Raw genomic sequence first — 25,618 nt, forward strand, 5'->3', positions numbered from 1 at the left:
TTCGAAATTTTGTTTGTATGATAATATGGCCAAAATATATGATATTTTGTAAAATATTTATTATGATAAAAAGTTTTAATTATTTATTTAAAGATTTTTCTAAAATTCCTATACATTCTAAAATTGATGAAAATAAAACTAGAATAGTTGATGATATTTCTAATTTGGAAGTAGGAAAAAATATAATCCTTTCTACATATTTTACAACAAAAAATGATCCTCAGCGTGGTATTGGTATAAATAAAAATAATTTTAATTATATTGAAAATTTTTATAATAGTGCTATTTCAAGTAATTATAATTTAATTATTTTTCATGATTCATTAGATGATGATTTTATACATAAATATACAAACAGTAATGTTAAGTTTATAAAATGTAAAATTCTATGTTATTCATTAAATGACGAACGTTTTTATATATATAAAGAATTTTTAAATATAAAAAACGTTGAAAAATTAATAATGTGTGACATTAATGATGTAACTTTTAACTTAAATAAGGATATATTCAATTTTATTAAAAATGATATTTTTTATATTGGACGAGATGAATTATCCTTAATAGGCACAAATGAGTGGATTAGAAATAAAATTAATATTTTACCAAAAGAAATTAAACAGTATATCCCTCCAATATTTTATAATATGCCGGTTGTTAATGCTGGAGTAATTGGGGGAGATTATAATGTGATTAACTTGTTTTTAAAAGAATTGATTATTCTTTTTGAATTTATAAATAATGATAATAATAATAATATGATATGTGTAAATATTGTATTTTATAATTTATTTTGGACAAAATATATTAATAGACTTGATTATAAATTGATTAATCTTAAAAATAGCCAAAAATATTTAAATCAAAAATCAATCACTTATTCAAATTTTAATTTAGGTTTCCCATTTACAAGCAGTTTTAAAATGTATGAAAAATCTAATGAAATTTATATTTATCATAAATAAAAATGTAAAATGGAAAATCAATTTCTTATATCTATAATAGTCCCTTGTTATAATCAAGCACAATATTTAGATGAGTGTTTACAATCTGTTTTAGATCAAATTTATACTAATTGGGAATGTATTATTATAAATGATGATTCACCTGATAATACAGATGAAATAGCTTCGGAATGGGTGAAAAAAGATTCCCGATTTAGATATATTTATCAAAATAATTTAGGAGTTGCCGCAGCTAGAAATAATGGAATTAATAATGCTCTAGGAGAATGGATTTTACCCCTTGATGGTGATGATAAAATATCTGAAAATTATTTAAATAAAGCTTTTGAAAAAATAAAAGAAGGTTATACCTTAATATATTCTAATGCAATTTATTTTGGAAAAATTAATAAAGAATGGATTCTTGAGGACTATTCTTTAAATAAAATGCTTTATCATAATATTATTTTCTGTTCAGCAATTTTTAAAAAGAATCATATACGTTATGATACTAAAATGGATCAAGGACTTGAAGATTGGGAATTTTGGATTAATTATATTTTTTCACATAAAGAAATAAAGATATGTAAATTAAGTTCATTTGAATTTTTTTATAGGATAAAAGAAAATTCAAGAAATAATACGATAAATACTGATAATTACAAATTTTTATCTATGAAAAATTATGTATACTATAAACATTGGAGAATTTATGAAAAATATTTTGGAGATTATTTTACTTTATATGAAAAGAATTTAATATTAAGCAATCAAAATAAAGACTTTAAATTGAAGTTAGAAAGTAAAAGAATTAAAATACTAAATAAATTTTTATCATTTTTTAATAAATAATATGCCTTTTATTTCAGTAATAATACCAAACTATAATCATGCTCCTTATTTAAGACAAAGGATAGATTCAGTAATTAATCAAACTTATCAGGATTTTGAGATTATAATATTAGATGATCTTTCTCCTGATAATAGTAAAGAGATTATTGAACAATATAGAGATAACTCTAAAATTTCTCATATAATATATAATGATGTAAATTCTGGTTCAACTTTCAAACAATGGAATAAAGGAATTGATTTAGCAAAAGGAGAGTGGGTATGGATTGCAGAGAGTGATGATTTTTGTGAGAATATATTTTTAGAAACATTAGTATCGTTAATTGAAACATATAAAACAGCAGGTTTGATTTATTGTCAAAGTGTTTTTTATAATGAATTAGAAAATGACTTATCTCCTTATAGGAGTACGAATAATATTATTGAATTTATTGAAAAGGAAAATTTTGTAGAAAAAAAATTAATCCCTTTTACTACATTAATTAATGCTAGTATGGCAATTTTTAAAAAGGGTTTATATAAACAGATACCAGAAGATTATACAAATTATAGATTAGCTGGAGATTGGATTTTTTGGGCTGAAATAGGCTCATTGGCAGATGTAGTAATTAGTGGTAAATTTTTAAATTACTTTAGACAACATTCTATAAAAGTTTCAAATAATACAAAGAAAAATGGTATTAATTATTCTGAAGAAATAAATGTATTAAAGTATTTTAAAAATAGATTTCAATTAGATAATAATAAATATGAAAATGCTTTATTTCAACATTATTTTCGTTTCCTCTATGATTCATTTTCATTTAACGAAGGAGTGAAAGATAAAGTGAATAAATTATTTTTTGATAATTTCTCAGTAAAATTAAACAAGAGAGTAAGAAAACAAATTCTAGCAGATAGATTTACACATAGATATATTCCTAAATTATTAAAATTATTTTTTAATGAAAAATAATCCAAAAAATATTCTTTGGGGAAAAGGATTAAATAATTTGGATATTATCCCAAAAATAATTTGGATTTATTGGGATGGTAGTTCTGATTTAGTAGATATTTGTATAGAAAATGTAAAATTTTACCTTAAAGATTTTGAAATTAACATTTTAAATAAAAAATCTTTAAAGAGATTTTTACCAGATATTTTAGGACAAAGAGAAGATTTACCACTCGCTAATTATACAGATTTAATTCGACTTGAACTTTTGTATAAATACGGAGGTATATGGATGGATGCAAGTATTCTATTAACAGAAAATTTAGATTGGTTATTTGTTTTAAAAAAAGAAAATCATACTGATTTAATAGGTTTTTACTCTGATTTTTGTACAACAAACTATGATTATCCAATTTTAGAAACATGGTTTTTAGCTACATCGAGAGGAAATATTTTTATAAGAAAATGGTTAATGGAATTTAGGAATTGTTATTCATCTTTAAATCCTACATCTTATTATAATGATTTAAAATCAAACCTTGATTTAATACAAAATGTAAGTTATTTTGCAGATTACCTAATAGCTTATTTATCAGCAATAAAAATTATGAGAGAAAGTCGAGATTATAGAATATTAATGATTTCTGCTAATGAAACGGGACATCGTTATAATTTTGGTGCTAATTTTAATGATTATGAATTCATAGATTTTTTTCTAAATAATCAACCACCATCTAAATATCCAATACTTATAAAATTTGAAAAAAGAGGTAGAAATCTATTAGATAAAAAATTAAAAATAGGGAATTTTAAAAAATTATCATTTTTAATATTATTAAGCCAAAAAGAAAGTTTCAAGAAAAAAATAATTAGGCTATATAATTATTTAAAATTTATATTAACTAATATTTCTTCTAAAATATTAAAAAATGAATAAAGTTTCAGTTATTGTTCTTGTCTATAACCAAGAGGATTTTATAGAAAAAAATCTTCAAGGTGTTTTTATGCAAAAAACCAATTTTCCAATAGAACTAATTATATCGAATGATAAATCCACAGATAACACAGATTCAGTTATTCAGAAGTTAATAGAAAATGCACCTGAACATATTGAAATTAATTATACAAATCATAAAAATAATTTAGGAGCTACACCAAATTTTTATGATACATTAAAGAAAGTAAACGGGAAATATATTGCTTTCTGTGAAGGAGATGATTATTGGACGGATGAAAATAAATTACAAATACAATACGATTTTTTAGAACAAAATAAGGATTATACTATTTGTTGTCATAATGTGATCCAGGTTGATGAAAATGATATAATAATAAATAATAGTCAATTTAGTTCAATAGAAAATAGAGACTATACTGCATTTGAAATTTATAAAGATTGGCAAGTACATACAACTTCTATTTTTATGAAGTCAAGCGTTTTGAAAAATGATGCATTTCGTAAAACCTTAAATGATCCAACTCTATTATATTTTGATACAATAATGTTTATGGCTGCAACAACCTCAGGAAAAATGAGAGGAATGGATATTACTATGTCAGCTTATAGAAGACATTCTGCTGGATTATCTGCAGGAACAGATTTTAAAAGAGACTTGAGACATAATAAACTAGATCAGATCACTGGAAATTATTATAAAGGTAAAATTTCTCATTTAGCAGATTGGATGATTTTTTCTAGAAGTAGATTAGATTTTTGGGAATGTATAAATAAAAATAAATATTCTTTAGCATTTCAACATTTAAAATGGATTTTGAAGAAATATAAAATTTTACGAATTTATTTATTGAAGAAAATAAAATAAAATTGAAAAAAATAGCTTTTTTATCTGATGGAGATCCGAGAGATAAGTCATTATGGTCAGGAACAATGTATATGATGTATTCTAGTTTCATTCAACTAGGTTATGAAGTTGATTGGATTCCAGCTACAAAATATACTGAAAAAGAAATTAATTTTATAGAAAGAGTAGCTTCTTTTCATGAAAAAATATTAAATAGAACTTTCAATCGTTATCAAAATTTGACAAAAGCTTTTATAGCATCAAGAAGAATTAAAAATAAATTAAAAGAAACTGATTTTGATTTACTTTTTGTTTCTAATGCAATCAATGATATAGCTTTCTTGAATATAAAACAACCTATTATTTATGTAAATGATATTTTGTACGACCAACATATCAATTATTATTCCGCATATAAAGGGTTAGGTTGGTATTCTAAAAAAATATTACGTTATTTAGAGAGAAAAGCTCTTCAAAAATGTTCTGCTGTGCTTTTACCATCTGAATGGTCAGTAGAAAGAGCTGTATCTTTTTATCATTTACCCTCAGATAAAGTACATTTACTTCGATTTGGTGCAAATATAGATGTTCCTCAAAAAAATAATTTCCAACCAAAGAAGTTAACTCAACCTATTACATTCCTTTTTTTGAGTGTAGAATGGGAAAGAAAAAGAGGAGATATAGCATTAGATACTGTAGAGTTATTAGTAAAAAAAGGTTATAATGTAAAACTTAAGGTAGTAGGTTGTATACCTCCAAAAGAATCTGAGATAATGGAAGTTGTTCCATTTTTAAATAAAAATATACCTGAAGATTATCAAAAACTAAAAGATACTTTAAATTCATCTCATTTTCTTTTTGTTCCAACAGAAGCTGAGTGTTATGGTATTGTTTTTTGTGAAGCTTCAGCTTATGGATTACCGAGTATTACAACAGCTACAGGAGGAGTTACATCAATTGTTAAAGATGGAATAAATGGCTTTGCATTACCATTAAATGCTAAAGCAGATGAATATGCAAAAATAATTGAACCTTTTTTAATTAATGAGAGTAAATTTCAAGAATTAAGTAAAACTTCTAGAGCAAGATATGATCAAGCTTTGAATTGGGATGTTTGGAGAAATGAATTAAGAAATATTTTGAATAAAATTTTTGAAAAATAATGGAAAAGAGTTATAGGACAGAAAATAACTTTGATTTTTTAAGATTACTATTTGCAAGTGCTGTAGTTTTCTCTCATTCTTATTCTTTAACTGCAAAAGAAGATATTGTTTATGTATTAACTAATAAGCAAATTAATTTAGGCTGGCTCTCGGTTGATATATTTTTTATATTAAGTGGTTATTTAATTTTATCAAGTTTAAAATATAGTAAATCTATTCAGAATTATCTTTGGAAAAGGGTATTAAGACTATATCCAGCTTTATTTATATTGTTATTATTTACATTATTATTAGTTCCTTTTGTGTATGTAGGTAAGAATATTTTAAAGGAGGCTAGTTTTTGGAGTTATGCTCCTAGAGTTTTATCTTTATTTAATGTACAAATTGATATGAATAATGTTTTTAAGAATAATCCTTATCCAAGTGCTGTGAATGGATCGCTTTGGTCATTATGTTATGAGTTTTTAATGTATATTTTATTATTAGTAATCTATCCTTTTAGAAATAAAAATAAATTATTAATTCTATTTTTTTTATTAGCATTTATTTGTTCTTATATCCTTTTTTTATTTAAACCCACATTTCTTAATAGATATTTTTCTTTAATTTACATTGATACTTTTCAACTTTATAGATTATCAAAATGTTTTTTTGCAGGATGCTTATTGTATTTATTAAAATTAGAGAAGTTAAATTATTTTTTTGTTAGAGTGATCTGTATAAGTTTAATAACATTATCAATATATTTAAATTTATTTAAGTATATAGGACCATTATTATTACCAATATTTATATTATTGATTGGTCAATTAAAAACAAACTACATTAGTGGAATAATAAATAAAATAGGTGATATATCTTATGGGATATATATATATGGTTTTTTTGTTCAACAATATTTAATGTATTTTTTTAAATTAAATGTAATTGAATTAACTATATATGGAATGTTTTTTACAGGTATTTTAGCTTATTTTTCTTGGAATTTTATAGAAAAACCAATGCAGAAGTATAAAATGAAATTTTAAATAATTAACTATTCATCTAAAGAAAATAAACAATTTTCATTATTTTCATTTCCTAATTTTATTATAATAGTATTATTAAATTTTTGAACACTTTTAGGATTTGGCCATGTAGGCATTTCATGGATTAATTTAGTATCGATTTTATTAATATCTTTCAATGATGAAGGTTTTATATTCATTATATTTTGATATTTTAAAAAAGCTGAAATTCTATTTGTATCTCCTCCACACCATTCAAAAAATGAAGCACCGAAAACTTCTGATTTTTTTATTCTGAATTCTGAATTTTTTAATCTCCCATAAAAATAAAATGAATAATTAGGATCATTATAATCAGGTATGTTTATCATTAATTGAGTTTTTACATCTCTTGCTGTTGTTTTGTCTTGTTCTCCAACTTTATATTGAGAGTAATATAATTTTGAAATATAAAATATACTTGTAAGAGAAATAGTACTAATAATAATTGTTTTTAGATATTTATTTTTTAAGTGAGTTAAACAATAAATAATGGAAAAAGAAAAACAAATATTAGTTGATAAGAAAATTCTAGGAGGATAAGAATCCATTACAAGAATTATTATAAAAGGACTTATAACTAATATTATTAAAAATAAATAAGTCCAAATTTTTTCTTTATTTTTAATAATAGAATAAAGAATAAAACTTATTACAATTAAAGTTGCTAATAAATAAGGTTGCTGACCATAATAAAATCTTCCTAGTAAATTTCGAATAATATATTTAAAGTTCAATGATAAATTCTGTAATGAAAAAAAAGACTTTGCATACTCATTATTTTCCATTTTTATATTAAGTGTTTTTATTGTACAATAGTATATAAATACAGACACAGTTATAATTATTATATAGTAAAAGACTTTATTAAAAATTACTTTTACTTTATTCTCATTTTTTTTATAATCTAAAAAAAATCTTATAAATAATAATGTAAAAGGAAGTAATAGTAATGTTTGATAGATTCCAAGAATAAGATAAGAACAAATAAAACAAATAAAGTATTTTAATAAATTAGAAATATTATTAAGATATAATATATAAATACTCAAACTACATAAAAAAAGTCCAAATGATATAACATCAGCTTGTGTAATGAAATAATATTGATAAGCATATTGAGGAAAAGTTATATATAAAGCACTAAAAAGTATAGTATTAAAATTGTTAAAGTTAAAAATTTTAGAGTTTATAATAGCACTAAAAGATAAGAATATATTACTAATTAATATTGTGAAAAAAGGATTGTATGTATATATGGAATCTTTGTTAAGTCCAAATTTTATAAAATCTAAAAACCATCTTCCATGTTTTGATAAAAAACCATAATGAAGAGATCCTTCTCCATCAAGAGGTACATTAAAAAATATAATAGCTGGTAAATAGCTTATAAAAGCAATTAGAAAAATTAAAATATATAAATTATAATTTTTAGAATTATTAAGTAGTTTCATGTTTTGTTTTAAAGTATATAGTTTGGTTAATTTTTCTGTAGTATAATTTTTTTTAATCTATAAATTTAAAATTTTATTATTAAGATTGATTTACAAGTAAATTTTTACAAAATTAATTATTCCTATTTTACTTAAGACTTTAAATTTTGAATAGCCTTTAATTTTAGCAATTCCATTATATAATCTGGCAACTATTTTTCGTTGTTCATTATTTAGTGGAAATTTTAATAACTCTCTATAATATAGTAATGATGAATTAGGATTATTTAATAATAATTTTGAGTAAACTGAAGTTAATCCTCCTTCTTGGTACTCGCAATTATAAATAAATTCATCAATAAATAGGCAATTATATTTTTTACTTATTCTATTCCATACAACAGCTTCAGTACAAAATTTTTCATCATTAAAAACTGGAAAAAGAAACTCTTTCATAACAGAAGTTTTTACAACTTCTGCCATATCACCATTGTAATTATATTTATATCTAATATCAAAAAAATTAGATTCAAATTCTTTTTTATGAAATTCAATATTTTTCTCTAAATCATTTGTTATATATCTTTTTCCTGTTATTGATGCAATAGATGATATATTCTTAATTTTTCCGTAGTAAAATATGATTTTTTCAATACTATTTTCTGGTAAGTAATCGTCACTATCAACGATAAAAAACAAATCACCATTTGCTAATTCAACACCTTTATTAATTGCAGTGTGTTTACCTCCATTTAGTTGTTTATAGTATTTTATAGAGATTAGATTTTCGTTAAGAAACTGGTTGATTAAATTTTTAGTTTCATCAGTTGAACCATCATCGACAATTAACCATTCAAAGCTTTTATTAGTTTGTATAATTAATGAATTATATAATCTTGCTAGTAAATGTGCTCTATTATAAGTCGGTGTAAAAATAGTAACAATAGGTTTCATGTATAATACAATTGGTTATATTTGCAAATATACCTTAATTTATGATTCCAAAAATAATTCATTACTGTTGGTTTGGAGGAAAAGACAAGCCATCATCATTTGAATATTGTTTAGCAACATGGAGAAAATATTTACCAGATTATGAAATAAAGGAATGGAATGAGACTAATTTTAATATTTCTGAATCTATAGAATTTGTAAAAGAAGCATATAATCAAAAAAAATGGGCTTTCGTTTCCGATTATGTTCGAATTTATGCCCTATTGAATAATGGCGGTATTTATATGGATACAGATGTTGAGGTTAAAAATAATTTAGATGAGTTTCTTATACATAATTTTTTTATAGGTTTAGAAAAAGAAGGATTTGTTTCCACAGCTTTAATAGGAAGTATTAAAAATCACTCTATTTTATTAGATATGATAAATTACTATCAAAATCAATCATTTGAAATAAAAACAAGTAACCAAATCTTATCTTCAATCCTTACAAGTAAATATGCCTTTGATAATAAAAATAATAATACTCAAGAAATTTATAATAATATTTATATTTATTCGAACACCTATTTTAGTATAGATATTCCCAAAAATTATGCAACACCTTGGAATTTTATTAATAGAGAAAGTGCATATAAAAATTCATTACATGTACTTTATTATTTAGATGAATTAAATAAAATACCTTACGCTAAAAGAGAATTAAACAATATGATTAATAATCAAAAAATCATTGATGATAATTATTTATTAGATTTAATACCTTTAAAGAATATTTTATCTTATCTTAAGAAAAAACTAATTAATAAGTTTTTTAAATTTTAACGTTCATATCTTTTTATATAAAAAGGTGCACCGATCAACGTAGGTAAATGAAATAATAAACTTTTCTTTTTTTGAGTTATTGTATAATTATTAGATAATAATTCAATTAAATTGAGATAAGGATATTTTTTTAATTTTTTATAATTCTGATAAAAATATTTTCTATCAGAAGATAGAGCTTTCCATTGCATCATCAAAATCATTTCCTTATAATATAAAATGTATTTTTTTAAACTTATTTTTTTAAACTTATTTTTCTCGTTGTTATAAAATTTAGTGAAGACACTAAGTATAAAAAACATATCATCAAAATTCTTTTTTGTTTTTGATGATATAATAGAATTACTTCTTAGAAAATAGTAATAGGTATTCTCATTTACAAAGCTCACTTTTTCAGCACAAAGAGCCCATTCAAAAGCCCATAATTCATCCTCACCTAAAAGATTAGGTTTAAAATGTAGGTTGTTTTTTTCTAAAAATGATTTTTTATAAATTTTGTTTGGTGCAATAACAGGCCATTCATGGTTCATAAAAGCAGTAAAAACTTCTTCGTTATTTTTTAAAAACTTTTTAGTATTTAGTAGAGGGAAAATGACTTTTTCTATTTTTTCGTTTTCAAGATAACAAATTGTTCCACCTATAGCAACGTCAGAATTGTATTTTATAGAAGAGTTTAATAATAATTCTATAGAATCATTACTAATCCAATCATCGCTATCTAAAAAGTATATATATTCTCCATTTGAATTTTTAACTCCAGTATTTCTAGATTCAGATAAACCTTTATTTATAGAATGATGTATAATTTTTGTTTCAAAATAATTAGATAAATTATTTAAGTAATCATTAATTATAGGAATTGAATTATCTGGTGTACAATCATTCACTAATATAATTTCAATATTTTTATAGGTTTGTGAAAATACACTTTCTAAGCATTTAACAATGTATTTTTCTACATTATAAATGGGAATAATAATACTTACAAGTTTCATAGGAATAATTCTATTACGAAGATAAAATAAATTTGTAGATTTGAATTAATAATTAACTAAACTAAATGATACCAGTTACAAAGCCTTTTTTACCTCTTCAAGAAGAATACCAAAATTATTTGACAGGTATTTGGAAACGACAATGGTTAACAAATATGGGACCATTAGCAAGTCAATTGGAGATGGAATTAAAAAAATATTTATCTCTAAAGCATTTATTATTTGTTACAAATGGGACAATAGCTTTACAAATGGCTATAAAAGCATTAGATTTAAAAGGAGAAATAATAACTACACCATTTTCTTTTGTAGCAACTACTTCATCAATTGTTTGGGAAGGTTGTAAACCTATTTTTGTTGATATCGATGAAAAATCTTTAAATATAGATGCAGATAAAATAGAGGCTGTAATAACTGAAAATACATCAGCAATATTAGCTACACATGTTTATGGTAATCCATGTGACGTAGAAAAAATAGAAAAAATAGCTAAAAAATATAACTTAAAAGTTATTTATGATGGAGCACATGCTTTTGGAGTGAAGGTTAAAGATAAATCAATTTTCGAATATGGTGATATCTCTATTTGTTCATTGCATGCTACAAAATTATATCATTCTATAGAGGGTGGTTTAATGATAACTAATAATCCAGAGTTATTAAAAAAAATTGCTTTTATAAGAAATTTTGGAATCTCAGGTTATGATACATTCTCTGAACTTGGTATAAATGGTAAGAATTCAGAATTTCATGCAGCAATGGGATTAATTAATTTAAAATATGTAGATGAAATTATTTTAAAACGTAAATTATTAACAAAAAGATATGAAGAGAATTTAGTTAATTTTAAAGCTTCTAGACCTTTATGGCATAAATATTCAGAAAATAATGGAGCTTATTTACCTTTTGTTTTAGAATCAGAAGAATTACTTCTGAAAATAAAAACAGAATTAGATAAAACTGAAATATTTACAAGACGTTATTTTTATCCTAGTTTAGCAACAGCTTTACCTTATTTAAATTCGACAGATATGCCAATAACAGATGATATTTCTAAAAAAGTATTATGCTTGCCATTATTTTATGATTTGACTGAAGAGGAGGTAGATTGGATATGTAGAATAATTTTAAGAATACAAAATAATTAATATATGAAATATAATATTTTGGTATTTCCTTGTGGTTCAGAGATAGCTTTGGAAATACATAGATCTTTAAAATATTCTATTCATGTAGATCTTTTTGGCGCAAATAGCGTTGATGATCATGGGAAGTTTATATATGAAAATTATATAGGCAATTTACCTTTTTTTAATGAAGAAAATTTTATACCTAAACTAATAGAAATTGTAAAAGAAAATAAAATAGATGCTATATATCCAGCGATGGATTCAGTAATAACTATTTTAAAAAAGAATGAAGAGTATTTAGGCTGTAAGATAATATCTTCATCATATGAGACGACAGAAATATGTTTATCAAAATTAAAAACATATAGAATTTTAAGTACAATTATACCCACTCCATTGGTTTTTGATAATGATGATAAAAATATTAATTTTCCTGTATTTTTAAAACCAGAAATAGGTTATGGATCCAGAGGAGCAAAAAAAGTGACTTCTCAAGAAGATTTAAAAAATCATCTTAGTAATTATCCAACATGTATAATATCTGAATATTTACCAGGTAAAGAGTATACAGTTGACTGCTTTACTGATTTTAAAGGGAAGTTATTGTTTGTAGGTTCTAGAGAGAGAAGTCGTATATCTAATGGAATAAGTGTTAATACTTCATCTATGATCCTAGAAGATAGATTTTTAGAATTAGCAAAAAAAATTAATGATGGATTAAATTTTAATGGAGCTTGGTTTTTTCAAGTAAAAGAAAGGTATAGTAAAGAATTAGTTTTGATGGAGGTTGCATCTAGATTTGGAGGATCATCATCAGTATACAGAATGAAAGGAATAAACTTCGCAGCCTTAAGTTTATTTAATATATTCAATATACCAGTAAGTATAATAGAAAATAATTACGAAGTTGAGATGGACAGGGCATTAGATATTAAATTTAAAAGTAATTTAGTATTTAATCATGTTTATATTGATTTTGATGATGTTATAATTATAAATGATAAAGTAAATATTGAAATAATATCCTTTTTATATAAAATGATAAATGAAGGTAAACAAATTTATTTAATAACTAAACATAAATTTGATATTAATAAAAGCTTAATTAGTCATAGACTTGAACATCTTTTTGATGAAGTGATTCACTTAAAACCAGATGATAATAAATGGAAATATATAAAATATTTTGATTCAATATTTATAGATGATTCATTTTCAGAAAGAAATGAAGTTAAAAATAATCTTCAACTTCCAGTATTTAGTCCAGATATGATTTCATTACTAATATAATTAAAACAGTATGCAAACAATGCTGCCTAAAGTAAGTGTAGTAACAATAACCTGGGGACACGAAAAATTCATTGAGCAAACATTAGATAGTATTTTTTCTCAAAAATATGAAGGTCCAATTGAAATTATACTTTCAAATGATAAATCACCTGATAAGACAGATGAAATAATTAATAAATATTTATTAATTAATAATATTCCTAAAAATTTTGAAGTAAAATATACTAATCATGAAAATAATATGGGAAGTATGAAAAACTTTATTTGGTCTTTGCAACAAGCAACAGGTAAGTATATTGCTATTTGTGATGGTGATGATTATTGGACGGATTCTTGTAAATTACAAAAACAAGTAGATTTTTTAGAAAGAAATGAAGACTTTCAAATGATTTTTACAAATTGTAAAGAAGTTTCTTTAAACGGAAAAATAAATAATTTGTTAAAAAAAATATCAGAATCTAAATCTTATTCTGATATTGATATTTTTACAAATTGGATTATACCTACTTCAACAGTATTATATAAAAATAATTTTGATAAAAAAGATTGGAATATTATAAAAGATAAAAAAGTTTTTTTTGGAGACTTAGTTTTATTTCTTATTAATGCTAATAAAGGAAAAATATATGGATTAATAGATGAAACATCCATATATCGTATTCATAAAGAATCGTTAACAAATAATGAAAAATCTATTGTTTACTATGAAAAATTATTTTTTCATTTAGAGTATTTAAGTGTAATATATAATAACAAATATTTCTCTTATAGTAAGAGTAAATTAAAACAACAATCATATAAAAATTTTAGATATTTTATTAAAAAATTTAATATTAAATCAATTATATATTTTATGAAATATATAAAGTATAATAACTAATAAATGGTGTATGATTTTTTTATCAGAGCTTATCAAGTATTCTAAAGTTATTATCCAAGAATAGAAATTCTTATACATGTAATTAATAAAATATATTTCACATGAATTTATTTAAAATACCTAATTTAACTAAAAATAGAGTTTTCGGTTTAGATCTTTTATGTTTTTTTGCTATATATGGACATGCAGCATATTTTTTACCTTTTCGTGATAAAGTAGATCTTCATATGAAAATTTATTATGATGGCGTTGGTATTTTTTTTGTTCTCAGCGGATTTTTAGTTGGAACTATAATAATTAAACAATTATTTAAGGATGATGTGAAAAAATCTGAATTAATACATTTTTGGAAACAACGGTTGTCTAGAACTTTACCTAGTTATTATTTATTTCTTTTATTTGTCATAATTATATCTTATTTACCAATTTGGGATAATGTTGATATTTTTATTTCAACTCTTTTGAATAGAAAAAGTAGTTGGGGAATTACAATGAGTATTTTATATTTATTATTTTTGGTTGTAACTATATCATTATCAGTATTAATTTATAAATATTTTGAAATTCCAACAACTAAATATTTAAGAAATAATACAAATTTAATTTCAAAATAATGGACATAATAATAAAATCATTTAATAGGCCATACTATTTAGATAGATGCTTATATTCTATTAAAAAATATGCAAAAGGAGATTTTAGGATAATTATTATAGATGACGGAACTCCTGAGAAATATTTAGAAAAAATTAAAGAAAAATATCCAGATGTAGTTATAAAAAAAACAACTTTAGCAGATAAAAAAAGTGAATATTTTAAAAATATTTTTAATAAAAATAATAGTAAAGTTATTGGTTTCCCTGCAAAAGATTGGATAAAAACTGTAGAAGAATCAAGTAGCGAGTATATTTTTGTGACTGAAGATGATGTGTGGCTTACTCAAGAAATTAATTTTAATGAATATATTGATGATATGCATAATTATAATATATCATTATTAAAAATATCATGGCAAGGGATTTCTTCGAAAGGTTTAAGTATTGAAAATCCACTGACCAAAAATATTTTACAAATATTACCAATTAAAATGATTACTCCTTCAAAAAAAATGATTCATAATATTTTTTTTAATAAATGGAAAATAAAATCAATTCTTTATAGATTAGGTATAATTGATGCTACTATTTTTAAAAAATATTATTTATTAATATCAATTTCTATGGGAATTTATAAAAAAGAATATTGGTTAAAAACATGGGAAAATATTGATGGAGATTATATGGAATTAAATCAATTATCTAATGTAGGATCTAAATATAATAAAAATACAATTATTGCTAGATCTAATGAAGAATTTTTAAAGACTACATATATTTCATCTGCAACAATGCACGATCATAAAACCTCAAGTGATTTTGATATTGACTATTTTAACTTTATACTAAATGAGGAATGGTATAACTCTCAGCTAGATTCATATAATAATTTTCCTGATGATTTTTCAGAAAAGTATATAGAAAATTTTTTAGAAAAATATAATATTTCAGAAGCTTCTGTAAATGATTGGAGAAATTGGAGAAATAATTTTAAGCAATATTTTATTAATTCCGGAGCAAAAGTAGAAACAAATATATGAAAATGCTACTTGTTGTAATTTAAGAACTATTGAGTGGTTTGTGAATTGGTTAATTTACTTTTTACTTAAATAAACTTATTTTAATATCGAAATTATATGTATAAATGATGTATCTACAGATTCAATATTAAATGCTTTAAATGAATATCAAAAAATAGATAATAAGAATTATTGTTTTAGGTAAAGAAAATAAAAAATATGCTCAATATTCTATAATCGTAGTAAAAATAGCTTCTAAAATTATTTTTTTAATTGATTATGATAATTTTATTAGGGAAATATTTAAATCACTGGGCAAGAATATTAATAGCGTATAGTAGCATAATATGATATTAATATAAGAGGATTAGTAAAGTCTTCAATATTCATCATTATCTTTTAATTTTTTAGCCTTTAAAAATAATTCTCAAGATAAAGAAGTTGTAAAATTTAAACATAAAAAAGACTACAATTTATTTTATATTAAACGAATAATATTTTATAAATACTTAAACTATGATAAGCATTCTATCGAAAATAACTCTTAAAATATTAAAAAAAGGTACTTTTAAATTACTTTTTTCTCACAAAGCAGTAAAAAAATCAAACCAATTAAAAATAGGTAATTATAATACATTTACTATTCATGAAAATGCTTTCGAAGTTATTTTAGGAAAGTTAGAAATTAGAAATTATTGTAATATTTTAGTTCATAATAATGCAAAACTCATTATTAATAATAATTTTTTTATGAATAATTATTGTTCTATTAATTGTTTAGATAAAATCGAGATTGGTGAAAATACCTTGTTTGGAGAAGGTGTTAAACTTTATGATCATAATCATAAGTATTCGTCTTCACCAAATTTTAGAATTGAAGCAAGAGAATTTAATACAGCTCCAATAAAAATCGGTAAAAACTGCTGGTTGGGAAGTAATGTAACTGTTCTAAAAGGAGTAACAATAGGTGATAATTGTATTATTGGTGCAGGTTGTATTATATATAAAGATATTCCAGCAAATAGTATGATTATAAATAAACAAGAAGTTTTAGAAAAAGATTTGTAAAATGAATACTTTAAATTCTCCATTATTATCTGTAATAATGTCTGTTTATAATGCTGAGTTATATATCAAAGAAGCTATTGATTCTATATTGAACCAGACTTTTAGAGACTTTGAATTTATAATTATAGAAGATTGTTCCACGGATAATTCTCTGAAAATACTTGAAAATTATGCATCTATAGACAATAGAATTTGCATTATTAAAAAGGAAAAAAATCAAGGAGCTAAAGGTTTTATAAATAACCTTAATCTTGGAATAAAAAATGCTAAAGGAAAATATATTGCTAGAATGGATGCTGATGATATTTCTTCTTTAGATAGGTTTCAAAAACAAGTAGATTATTTAGAAAATAATTCTTCTATATTTATGGTAGGATCAATAGTTTCTTTAATTAATGCAAATGATGAATTGATTGGAATGATGGAAACTCCTGAGATTGATTCTGAAATAAAAAATAGAATGATCAATCATATATCGATGTTTCATCCCGTTATATTATTCAGAAGTGAGAAGAATATTTTTTATAGAGAGAAAATGTATGGATGTGAAGACTATGACCTTTATTTACGTTTAATGAATGAAGGAAAAAAATTTTATAATTTTCAAGAACCCTTATTAAAGTATAGAATATTAAACGATAGTATTTCAAGAAAAGAAAACAAATTAGTTCGTTGGAGCTTTGTAGAGAAAGCTAGACAATTTTATAAACAATATTCAAATAATATGAAGGATGGTTATGATAATTTCAATCCTAATAATTTTAAAAATATACTTGATAAAAATCAACAGAACAGTGAAAATGATATTATTTTCTGTATTAAAAGTGCAATAAAATTTGAAGATAAAAATAGTTTACTTTTATTGATAAACAAATTAAAAAAACAATATCCTTCTTCTCCAAATTTAAAATATAAAGTAGTTTCTTTTTTACCAGTTTCTTTTTATAAAATAATTAATAAATTTATTTAAACTTATGAATATTATTATAAAATCATTTAATAGAGCTTTTTACTTAGATCGTTGTTTGAAATCTATTGAAAATAATGTGAAAGGTAATTATGATATAATTATTTTAGATGATGGTACACCTAGTAAATTTATTGAAAAACTTAAAATTAAATATCCTAATGTATGTTTTAATCTATCAAGTCAAGTCAAAGAAAAACAGCTAGCGATTGAAAGTAATTTAAAGAATGGAACAAAAATAGATGGTTTTAAAATACCTACTGATTTATGGAAAATAACTGTAGAGAAAAGTGATGATTATGTTTTAGTTATTGAAGATGATGTATGGTTTACTAAGGAAATCAATCTTAATAACATTATTAATCAAATGATTTTATATAAAATTCCTTTAGTTAAATTAGGTTGGTTAGGTAATTTGAATGATGAGATCAATTTCTGTGAAGTGAAGGATTTATCAGTAGATTTAAAATCAGTAATTCCCAAAAAAATATTCACATCAAATAAATTTATTATGAATTTATTTATGTATAATAAATATAAATTTTTTACTATATTATATAAATTAGGAATTGTTGATAATTATACTAAAAATAAATATTGGACATTAAATTCAATTCTAATGGGATTATATCATAAAGATTATTGGTTATCAATATGGAAGGATGCAAAAGGATTAGTAGATGAGAAACAACAACTCCGTAATGCAGCAGTTTGGTATCATAATAATAAAAAAGTAATTTTCGCAAGAACCAAAGAAGAAGTTCTAAAAACTACGTTTCAATCTTCTGCTACCGGATCATATCATAAGGGTCAGGAAGAATTTGATGTTAATAGGATGAATCATATTCTAAATGAAGCTTGGTACAATGATGAATTTGATTCGATAGAAAATTATCCAAAAGATTTTTCTAATGATTATATAAAAAAGTTTTTAGATAAAGAAAATCATCCTGACGCTCAATATCAAGAATGGTTTAATTGGGCTGAAAAATTTAGACAACAATATAGAACTTTAGGAGCTGAAATAGACTAATAAACATATAATCATGAAAAAAGTAAAAGTACTTTTTCGTCATCGCTCTATGGAGATGGGAGGAGTTCAGAAAGTATTATTGGATTTATTGAATAATTTAGATAGAAATAAATTTGAAATAGCTTTACTTTTAAATTTAAATCAAGGTATTTTACTAAAAGATATTCCAGAAGATATACATTTATCTTTTCTTACTGAAGGAAAAGATAGTTTTTCGGATAATTTTATTTTAAATAAAATTCAACTTGGTTATAGAAGACTAAAATTAATTTTATTTAATAAATTTCCAAATCTCACAAAATCAAAAATTCCATTTGTACCAGATATAGAGATAGGTCTTTTTCATTATGATTTAGAAGGTCTTATTAATAGTCCTTATAAAAATTCTAAGAAAATATGTTGGTTGCATTCTAATTTAAGTAATTTATTACATTCTTTTAACATTAATAAGATCATATCTTTATATGAAAAGTGTGATTTATCTATACATGTTTCTCAAGATACTTTAGATGATGCAGTTAAGACATCAAATGGGAAGTTTACTAATGGTATTGTTATATATAATGCATTTAATATAAATGAGATTTTTAAAAAATCTAAAGTTGAAGAAGTGTATTTAGAAAATAAATATCCAACCTTTATATCTGTAGGAAGAATAGGAAAACAAAAAGGCTATGATATGTTATATGAAGTTCATAAACTGCTATTAGTTGAAAATATTCATCATACAATTTATATTATAGGTCAAGGTCCAGATTATAATGTTTTAAAACAAAAAATAGAACATGAAGGTTACAGTGAATCTTTTGTTTTACTTGGGCAAAAAGAAAATCCTTTCCCTTATATACAATCAGCTAATTTTTATGTACAATCTTCAAGATATGAAGCTTATCCATTAAGTATAGGTGAAGCTCTTATACTAAAAAAAATAGTTATATCAACAAATGTTGGTGGAATTAGAGAAATGATAAAAAATGGAGAAAATGGATTACTTACGGAATCATCTGTAGGAGGTATATATGAAGGAATGAAAAAATTATTATCTAATTCTGAATTAGTAATTCAAATTAAAAATAATTTAGCTAATATTGAAGAACAATTTGATAGTAAAAAAATTTTTAGTCAAGTTGAAAAAATATTATTGGGAGTAGTAAAAAAATAAATTATGTTTTTTTTTATATCGCATTATTTTAAAATTTCATATTATTAGTAGAAATATTTATTCTTATATATGTAAATCGAGAGGATTAAAGGTTGGAGAAGGAACTATTTTTATAGAAGCACCTGATTTTGGTTCAAAACCTGATTTAATTGAAATAGGAAGAAGACTAAGATTACAGCTGGTTGTAGATTTATTAATCATGATGGAGCTATGTATGTCATTTATTCTATGGATAAGTATAAAGATGCTCGAAATTTTGGAAGAATTAAAATTGGTAATAATTGTTTTATTGGTAACAATTGTACATTATTACCAGGTGCTAAAATGGGTGATAATTGTATTTTAGGAGCAGGTTCTGTACTTAATTGTTCAATCCCTGATAATACTGTTTATACAGGGGTGCCAGTTAAATTTATTTGTACAATAGAAGCATATGGAGATAGAGCCTTAGAGAATAATATTTCTTATCCTAGGGATTTAGAAAATAATAGGAAAGAATTAGATAGCTATATTTCTAAAAATTTACCAGATAATTATAAACCTTATAAATAAAAATGCCCCAACTATCTTGAGGCTATTTTTTTATTATTTAATATTATTCTTGAACTAATAATCTAAATCCTTCTCCATGTATATTTACAATTTCTACAGCAGGATCTTGTTTAAGATACTTACGTAATTTAGCAATATATACGTCCATAGAACGAGAAGTGAAATAATTATCGTCATGCCAAATACGAGTTAATGCTATTTCTCTTGGCATTAAATCATTTTTGTAAACAGCTAATAAACGTAATAATTCGTTCTCTTTAGGAGATAATTTCTGAGATTTACCATCGTAAATCAATTGACGAAGTTTTGCATTGAAATTGAATTTTCCAATTTTAAAATCTTCTTGTTCAAATTTTTCTTCTTCTCCTGAATTTCTTTGTAAAACAGCCTTAATTTTATATAATAAAACTTCAGAATCAAATGGTTTTAATACATAATCATCAGCACCTATTTTATATCCATTCAGTACATCTTCTCTCATATTTTTAGCAGTTAAAAATATGATTGGTTGCTCACTTTTTAACTCCTTGATTTCTTTACCTAAAGTAAATCCGTCCTTTTTAGGCATCATTACGTCTAAGATACATAAATCATAATCGCTTTCTTTGAATTTAGTTAGCCCATCTTCTCCATCTATAGCATGTGTAACATCAAAATCGTTTATGATTAAATAATCTTTTAATACACTTCCAAAGCTAGGATCATCTTCTACTAAAAGTAGTCTTTGTTTATCACTCATTGATCTATGATTTTAGAGGGATTTTAATGTAAAATGTACTTCCTTTTCCTTGTGTACTTTCTGCCCAAACTTGTCCTCCATGTAATTGGACAATTTTTTTGACATAAGCTAAACCAAGTCCATGGCCTTTTACATTATGTATATTTCCCGTTTCTTCTCTATAAAATTGTTCAAATATCTTTTTTAAAACACTCGAAGACATTCCCATTCCTTTATCAGATATCTCAATTATAAAACTTTGGTCTTTGTTGTAAGTTTTTACTCGAACCTCAGGAGCTTCCGGAGAGTATTTTCGAGCATTATCCAAAATATTTATAATAATATTCTCTAAATGAAAAGGATCACCTTTCACAAAAGAGTGTTCTGCGTTGTATTCTTCAAATATTGTACCATTTCTTTCCTCTACAATAAATCTAATTGGTTCGACACTTTTTTGAACAATACCATTTAAATTTACTTCTTCAAAATTCATATCCATTTGATTATGTTCAAGTTTAGACATACGTAATACCATTTCTACATGAGCATTCATACGTTTATTTTCTTGTTTAATCAAATTAGCATAATATTTAACCTTTTCAGGATCAGTATATATTTTTTCATTCTTTAAGGCGTCAGATGCTATATTTATAGTAGCAATAGGTGTCTTAAATTCATGTGTCATGTTATTAATGAAGTCAGTTTTTACTTCTGAGCTCTTTCGTTGTATTTGCATATTGTATATAGACAATGAAAATACAGTTATAATAATCATTGTAAGAACAAAAGTTAATGATATTACAGGTACTGTGGGAGCAATGATTGCTAGATTTCTATTTTCAAAATTTGCAGCTAAATAGTATTCTATGTGATCTTTTCTATCCAAAAATAGAGGTACCATAAATTCTATTTTTTCGGGATCAAATTTATCTGATTTAATATCAGTAGTAGATGAATCTCTTTTTAAAACAGCCAATATAGGAGAAGTTTGCTTTATACCTCTATTCCTTAATTCTGATTTTAAAATAGAGTCTAACATTTTATAAGACACTCGTTTATCAATAGGAGTTGTTCCAGCATCCCATCTTGCAGCACTTTCTAAAGTAAATGTACCATCTTGTAAAGAATGTTCAAAGTCAAAATTTAAATCAGGAATTCCGTTTGATGTAGAATCTTTTTTAATTTTAAAAATACGTTCTTGTGAATAAATATTAGCTTTTGTCAAGCTGTCATTAAATTTACCAGAAGGAAACATAGATTTTTCTACAACATAACGTGTCACATATGCATAAGTAACTCCTAAAGAATCTTTAATAACTTGATTAGTAACAACCTGAGGTTTGTTTTTATTTGATTTTAAATCAGATTCTATATGATTAAATTTTTTATAATATTTTTCTAATTCATTTTTATTAACTTTTTCTGTTGTATAATTCATTGCTTGATACACATTGTTATTAAAACTTTCTGTACCAGTCTTAATTGTTAAATTAAGCCAATAAAATTGAATAATAATTAAACCTATGAGTGCTATACTCATAATGATAATTAAGATTTTGTAAAAACCTTTTTTCATTGAAATTTTTTAAATTCTAGGTTATTCCTTTATAATTAGTATAAATATAAGTAATGATATTCTTTTAATACAAGAAATCTAAAAATTATATTCTTTTTTTATTTTTAATAGTGTTTTTTCTACTTCTTTTTTTAAATCTGGTAAATTTCCATTATTGTAAATGATATAGTCAGATTTAGCAATTCTTTCATCATCAGATATTTGATTATTGATTCGTTTTAAGACTTCTTCTTCTGATAAATTATCCCTATCGACTGTTCTTCTGATTCTTTTTTCTAAATCAACAATAACACTGATTACAACATCACAAGTTTTATAACTTCCACTTTCTATGAGAATAGCAGCCTCTTTCATTATAATTTTACTTGTTTGTTTATTTTTCCATTCTTCAAAATCATTAAAAACAGCAGGGTGAACAATTCTATTTAGTTCAATTAATTTAGACTTATCATTAAAAACTTCTTTTGAAACGTATGCTTTGTTTAAACCATTTTTATTATAAGAGTTTTCTCCTAATAATTCTATTATTTTATTTTTAACATCAATATTCTCATTCTGAATAATTTTTGCTCTTTTATCAGAATTATAAACAGGAATACCAAATTCTTCAAAAAAAATAGCAGCTGTAGTTTTTCCAGAACCAATTCCTCCTGTAATTCCAATTATAAAATATTGATTGTTTTTCATGGTGTGAAGATAAAAAAAAGCCGAAGAAATATTTCTTCGGCTTTTGGTTAAATGTATGTTAACCTATAAATTAATTTTTATCTTCTATAGTTTTCTCTGACTTTGTTGTTTTGTCAGTTGTTTTACCATAACGGGCAGCTGTTAATTCTTTTGAAAGAGCTGCTCTTTCAAATTTAATTTTTCCAGCGCCTGTTTCTATAACTATAGCGTCATCATAAATTTCATTTACTTTACCATGAATACCAGAAGTTGTTACAACTAAGTCTCCACGTTTTATGTCTGCTTGAAATTGTTTTTCTTGTTTTGCTTTCTTTTGTTGTGGGCGGATCATGAAGAAGTACATAATAACGAACATTCCTCCGAACATTAATAACATTGACATTCCTCCTTGAGCGCCAGCTTGTAAAAAGATAGTTTGAATCATTTTTTATATTTTAATTGGTTTTATTAATTTCCAAATGCTTGTTGTGCATTTTGGTTATTAACAGTAGCACCAACTATATTTGCAGTAATGTCAAATTTTTCATGACCATTAACTGTATTAGTTACTAATGTTACTGTTTTTTGCTGTTTACCATTCATATTTCCAGCAGTATACTGTACCTTAATAGAATCTGTACCACCAACAGCAATTGGGTTTGTAGGGAATTCTGGAACTGTACAACCACAACTTGCTGAAGCATCACGAATAATTAATGGTGATTTACCATTATTAGTAAACTTAACATAAGTTTCTACTTTTTCATTTGCTTTAACATCTCCAAAATCATGACTTGCTTCAGCCAAAGTTAGTACAGGAGCAGTAGCAGGATCAACAACATTTTCAGCTTGCTGAGATGTTTCTTCAGCAGAAAAGTTTTCACTTGCTTTTTTTTCACCACATGAGCTAATTGCTAATGATAGTGCAAAAGCTCCTAAAATAAATATTTTAGTTTTCATTTTTATAAATTTTTGTCCTAGTCAAAAATAAGAATTTTTTATAACTATAATAATCCTCTACCATATTTTGGTAAATTATCATTATCTTTTAACTCTTTTAAAGTTTTATCTAAGATTCCATTAACAAATACACGTGATTTTTCTGTTGAATAATTTTTTGCTAATTCAATATATTCATTAATTGTTACTTTTGCTGGAATATTTGGAAAATATAAAAATTCTGTTAATGCCATTTCTAATACAATTAAATCAATAGTTGCAATTCGATCTAATTCCCAATTTTGAGCCTTTTCATCGATTATCTTTCTTGTTTCTGATTGATGACGAATAGTTTTTCTAAATAACTCTTCTGTAAATTTCTTATCATCTAAATCTTTATAAACTTTGAATAATGAGATTAAAGGGGAACTACTTTCACGAAAAGACTTTAAAGTTGTGTGAACCATTGCATTAGCAATGTGTACATCATCAGCCCAAGTAATTTGTATACCTTCTAAATAGTCATGTAAATCTTCATATTCAGCAATAAATTCTACAAAAACTGATGATATGAATTCTAAATCTTCAGCAAAAGAGTTAGTTTCATTACTCATATAATTTTTATATAAGTCACTTTCAATTAAAGATTTGTAGATATTGTTTGGATAAGAATCATAAATGTCCCAAAGTAAATTTTTATTATCATTAGAATATCTACTTAATTCTAAGTTTTGTTCTAATATTCTGAAAACTTTATTGTTTACAAATTTTAAATTTGGGTTTAAATCTTCTTTGGTTGGAAAGTTTTTAGATTTTGCAAGATCTATTTTATGCTCAGCAATATCTTTCTGAACTTTAATTAAATTTAGCAGATAAATGTATAAATCATAGATTTGGTCAATACTTTTCATCATATTTTTTTCGACCATTCTTTCTTCACCACTTGTCCCTAAACAATTGTAAGCATAAATGTTTTGCATTACTTTTTCGCGGAGTTGTCTTCTTCCCAACATAATTTCAATGATATAACGTCTAATTAAGATGCAAAGGTAAAAAAAAGAATGTAATTTTGTCT

At 23.8% G+C, this 25,618-nt stretch carries 27 protein-coding genes; 18 read left to right on the forward strand and 9 right to left on the reverse strand.

What is annotated here, in order from left to right; translation table 11 throughout:
- Positions 1–62 precede the first annotated feature (62 nt).
- The 7 genes from RT575_RS11570 to RT575_RS11600 are packed head-to-tail and all read left to right on the forward strand — an operon-like array spanning position 63 to position 6,723.
- Complete coding sequence (locus RT575_RS11570; RefSeq protein ID WP_313581007.1) at positions 63–965, forward strand: hypothetical protein; 903 nt, start codon at positions 63–65, stop codon at positions 963–965.
- Between the two features lie 9 nt (positions 966–974).
- Complete coding sequence (locus RT575_RS11575) at positions 975–1,796, forward strand: glycosyltransferase family 2 protein (protein ID WP_313386179.1); 822 nt, start codon at positions 975–977, stop codon at positions 1,794–1,796.
- Position 1,797: 1 nt separating this feature from the next.
- Positions 1,798–2,751 carry a glycosyltransferase family 2 protein gene (locus tag RT575_RS11580; RefSeq protein WP_313581009.1) on the forward strand — a complete coding sequence of 318 codons (954 nt, stop codon included), beginning with the start codon at positions 1,798–1,800 and terminating at the stop codon, positions 2,749–2,751.
- Positions 2,741–3,667: a capsular polysaccharide synthesis protein gene (locus RT575_RS11585; protein WP_313581011.1), complete on the forward strand. Its 927-nt coding sequence runs from the start codon at positions 2,741–2,743 to the stop codon at positions 3,665–3,667. Before RT575_RS11580 ends, RT575_RS11585 begins: the two co-directional genes overlap by 11 nt.
- Positions 3,660–4,553, forward strand: coding sequence for a glycosyltransferase (locus tag RT575_RS11590; protein WP_313581013.1), 894 nt, complete (start codon positions 3,660–3,662; stop codon positions 4,551–4,553). Before RT575_RS11585 ends, RT575_RS11590 begins: the two co-directional genes overlap by 8 nt.
- Before the next feature lie 2 nt (positions 4,554–4,555).
- Positions 4,556–5,695 carry a glycosyltransferase family 4 protein gene (locus RT575_RS11595; protein WP_313581014.1) on the forward strand — a complete coding sequence of 380 codons (1,140 nt, stop codon included), beginning with the start codon at positions 4,556–4,558 and terminating at the stop codon, positions 5,693–5,695.
- Positions 5,695–6,723 (forward strand): acyltransferase, encoded by a 1,029-nt coding sequence (locus RT575_RS11600; protein WP_313386174.1) that lies wholly within the window; start codon positions 5,695–5,697, stop codon positions 6,721–6,723. Before RT575_RS11595 ends, RT575_RS11600 begins: the two co-directional genes overlap by 1 nt.
- An 8-nt stretch (positions 6,724–6,731) precedes the next feature.
- Here the strand turns inward: RT575_RS11600 and RT575_RS11605 are convergent, their stop codons facing one another.
- Both RT575_RS11605 and RT575_RS11610 read right to left on the reverse strand, forming a co-directional pair.
- A complete protein-coding gene (locus RT575_RS11605; RefSeq protein ID WP_313581016.1) occupies positions 6,732–8,195 on the reverse strand; it encodes a glucosyltransferase domain-containing protein in 1,464 nt (487 codons plus the stop codon).
- Between the two features lie 90 nt (positions 8,196–8,285).
- Entirely contained in the window at positions 8,286–9,128 is an 843-nt protein-coding gene (locus tag RT575_RS11610; RefSeq protein ID WP_313581018.1) for a glycosyltransferase family A protein, read from the reverse strand.
- Positions 9,129–9,169: 41 nt separating this feature from the next.
- Here RT575_RS11610 and RT575_RS11615 point away from each other — a divergent pair, with 41 nt between their 5' ends.
- Complete coding sequence (locus RT575_RS11615) at positions 9,170–9,952, forward strand: glycosyltransferase (protein ID WP_313581020.1); 783 nt, start codon at positions 9,170–9,172, stop codon at positions 9,950–9,952.
- Here the strand turns inward: RT575_RS11615 and RT575_RS11620 are convergent.
- The gene (locus RT575_RS11620) at positions 9,949–10,947 is read right to left on the reverse strand and encodes a glycosyltransferase family 2 protein (RefSeq protein ID WP_313581022.1); all 999 of its coding nucleotides are present in this window, start codon (positions 10,945–10,947) and stop codon (positions 9,949–9,951) included. The genes RT575_RS11615 and RT575_RS11620 overlap by 4 nt on opposite strands.
- 65 nt (positions 10,948–11,012) lie before the next feature.
- Here RT575_RS11620 and RT575_RS11625 point away from each other — a divergent pair, with 65 nt between their 5' ends.
- The 10 genes from RT575_RS11625 to RT575_RS11670 all read left to right on the forward strand — a co-directional run bounded on the left by RT575_RS11625 (position 11,013) and on the right by RT575_RS11670 (position 20,644).
- Complete coding sequence (locus tag RT575_RS11625; protein ID WP_313581023.1) at positions 11,013–12,095, forward strand: DegT/DnrJ/EryC1/StrS family aminotransferase; 1,083 nt, start codon at positions 11,013–11,015, stop codon at positions 12,093–12,095.
- 3 nt (positions 12,096–12,098) lie between these two features.
- Positions 12,099–13,367, forward strand: coding sequence for an ATP-grasp domain-containing protein (locus tag RT575_RS11630; protein WP_313581025.1), 1,269 nt, complete (start codon positions 12,099–12,101; stop codon positions 13,365–13,367).
- Between the two features lie 10 nt (positions 13,368–13,377).
- Complete coding sequence (locus RT575_RS11635) at positions 13,378–14,247, forward strand: glycosyltransferase (RefSeq protein ID WP_313581027.1); 870 nt, start codon at positions 13,378–13,380, stop codon at positions 14,245–14,247.
- 101 nt (positions 14,248–14,348) lie between these two features.
- Positions 14,349–14,861: a hypothetical protein gene (locus tag RT575_RS11640; RefSeq protein ID WP_313581029.1), complete on the forward strand. Its 513-nt coding sequence runs from the start codon at positions 14,349–14,351 to the stop codon at positions 14,859–14,861.
- A complete protein-coding gene (locus RT575_RS11645; RefSeq protein ID WP_313581030.1) occupies positions 14,861–15,883 on the forward strand; it encodes a glycosyltransferase in 1,023 nt (340 codons plus the stop codon). The genes RT575_RS11640 and RT575_RS11645 overlap by 1 nt, the downstream gene beginning before the upstream one ends.
- A gap of 495 nt (positions 15,884–16,378) precedes the next feature.
- Positions 16,379–16,930 carry an acyltransferase gene (locus tag RT575_RS11650; RefSeq protein WP_313581032.1) on the forward strand — a complete coding sequence of 184 codons (552 nt, stop codon included), beginning with the start codon at positions 16,379–16,381 and terminating at the stop codon, positions 16,928–16,930.
- 1 nt (position 16,931) lies between these two features.
- Entirely contained in the window at positions 16,932–17,900 is a 969-nt protein-coding gene (locus RT575_RS11655) for a glycosyltransferase (RefSeq protein ID WP_313581034.1), read from the forward strand.
- A gap of 4 nt (positions 17,901–17,904) precedes the next feature.
- Positions 17,905–18,930 carry a glycosyltransferase family 2 protein gene (locus tag RT575_RS11660; protein WP_313581036.1) on the forward strand — a complete coding sequence of 342 codons (1,026 nt, stop codon included), beginning with the start codon at positions 17,905–17,907 and terminating at the stop codon, positions 18,928–18,930.
- 13 nt (positions 18,931–18,943) lie between these two features.
- Positions 18,944–20,092: a glycosyltransferase gene (locus tag RT575_RS11665; RefSeq protein ID WP_313581038.1), complete on the forward strand. Its 1,149-nt coding sequence runs from the start codon at positions 18,944–18,946 to the stop codon at positions 20,090–20,092.
- Positions 20,093–20,320: 228 nt separating this feature from the next.
- Positions 20,321–20,644, forward strand: coding sequence for a DapH/DapD/GlmU-related protein (locus RT575_RS11670; RefSeq protein WP_313581040.1), 324 nt, complete (start codon positions 20,321–20,323; stop codon positions 20,642–20,644).
- Between the two features lie 43 nt (positions 20,645–20,687).
- On the opposite strand, the gene RT575_RS11675 is transcribed toward RT575_RS11670, so the two are convergent.
- The 6 genes from RT575_RS11675 to nusB all read right to left on the reverse strand — a co-directional run bounded on the left by RT575_RS11675 (position 20,688) and on the right by nusB (position 25,556).
- The gene (locus RT575_RS11675) at positions 20,688–21,383 is read right to left on the reverse strand and encodes a response regulator transcription factor (protein WP_313373411.1); all 696 of its coding nucleotides are present in this window, start codon (positions 21,381–21,383) and stop codon (positions 20,688–20,690) included.
- A gap of 4 nt (positions 21,384–21,387) precedes the next feature.
- The gene (locus RT575_RS11680; protein WP_313581041.1) at positions 21,388–22,902 is read right to left on the reverse strand and encodes a HAMP domain-containing sensor histidine kinase; all 1,515 of its coding nucleotides are present in this window, start codon (positions 22,900–22,902) and stop codon (positions 21,388–21,390) included.
- Between the two features lie 114 nt (positions 22,903–23,016).
- Complete coding sequence (gene coaE, locus RT575_RS11685; protein ID WP_313386160.1) at positions 23,017–23,625, reverse strand: dephospho-CoA kinase; 609 nt, start codon at positions 23,623–23,625, stop codon at positions 23,017–23,019.
- Between the two features lie 70 nt (positions 23,626–23,695).
- Positions 23,696–24,049, reverse strand: a complete 354-nt coding sequence (gene yajC / locus RT575_RS11690) for a preprotein translocase subunit YajC (protein ID WP_313386159.1) — start codon at positions 24,047–24,049, stop codon at positions 23,696–23,698.
- Positions 24,050–24,072: 23 nt separating this feature from the next.
- Positions 24,073–24,564: a DUF1573 domain-containing protein gene (locus tag RT575_RS11695; protein WP_313386158.1), complete on the reverse strand. Its 492-nt coding sequence runs from the start codon at positions 24,562–24,564 to the stop codon at positions 24,073–24,075.
- A gap of 44 nt (positions 24,565–24,608) precedes the next feature.
- Positions 24,609–25,556: a transcription antitermination factor NusB gene (gene nusB, locus RT575_RS11700; RefSeq protein WP_313581043.1), complete on the reverse strand. Its 948-nt coding sequence runs from the start codon at positions 25,554–25,556 to the stop codon at positions 24,609–24,611.
- Positions 25,557–25,618: the final 62 nt, after the last annotated feature.

It is taken from the genome of Chishuiella sp., from assembly GCF_032109125.1.
Classification (GTDB): Bacteria; Bacteroidota; Bacteroidia; order Flavobacteriales; family Weeksellaceae; genus Empedobacter.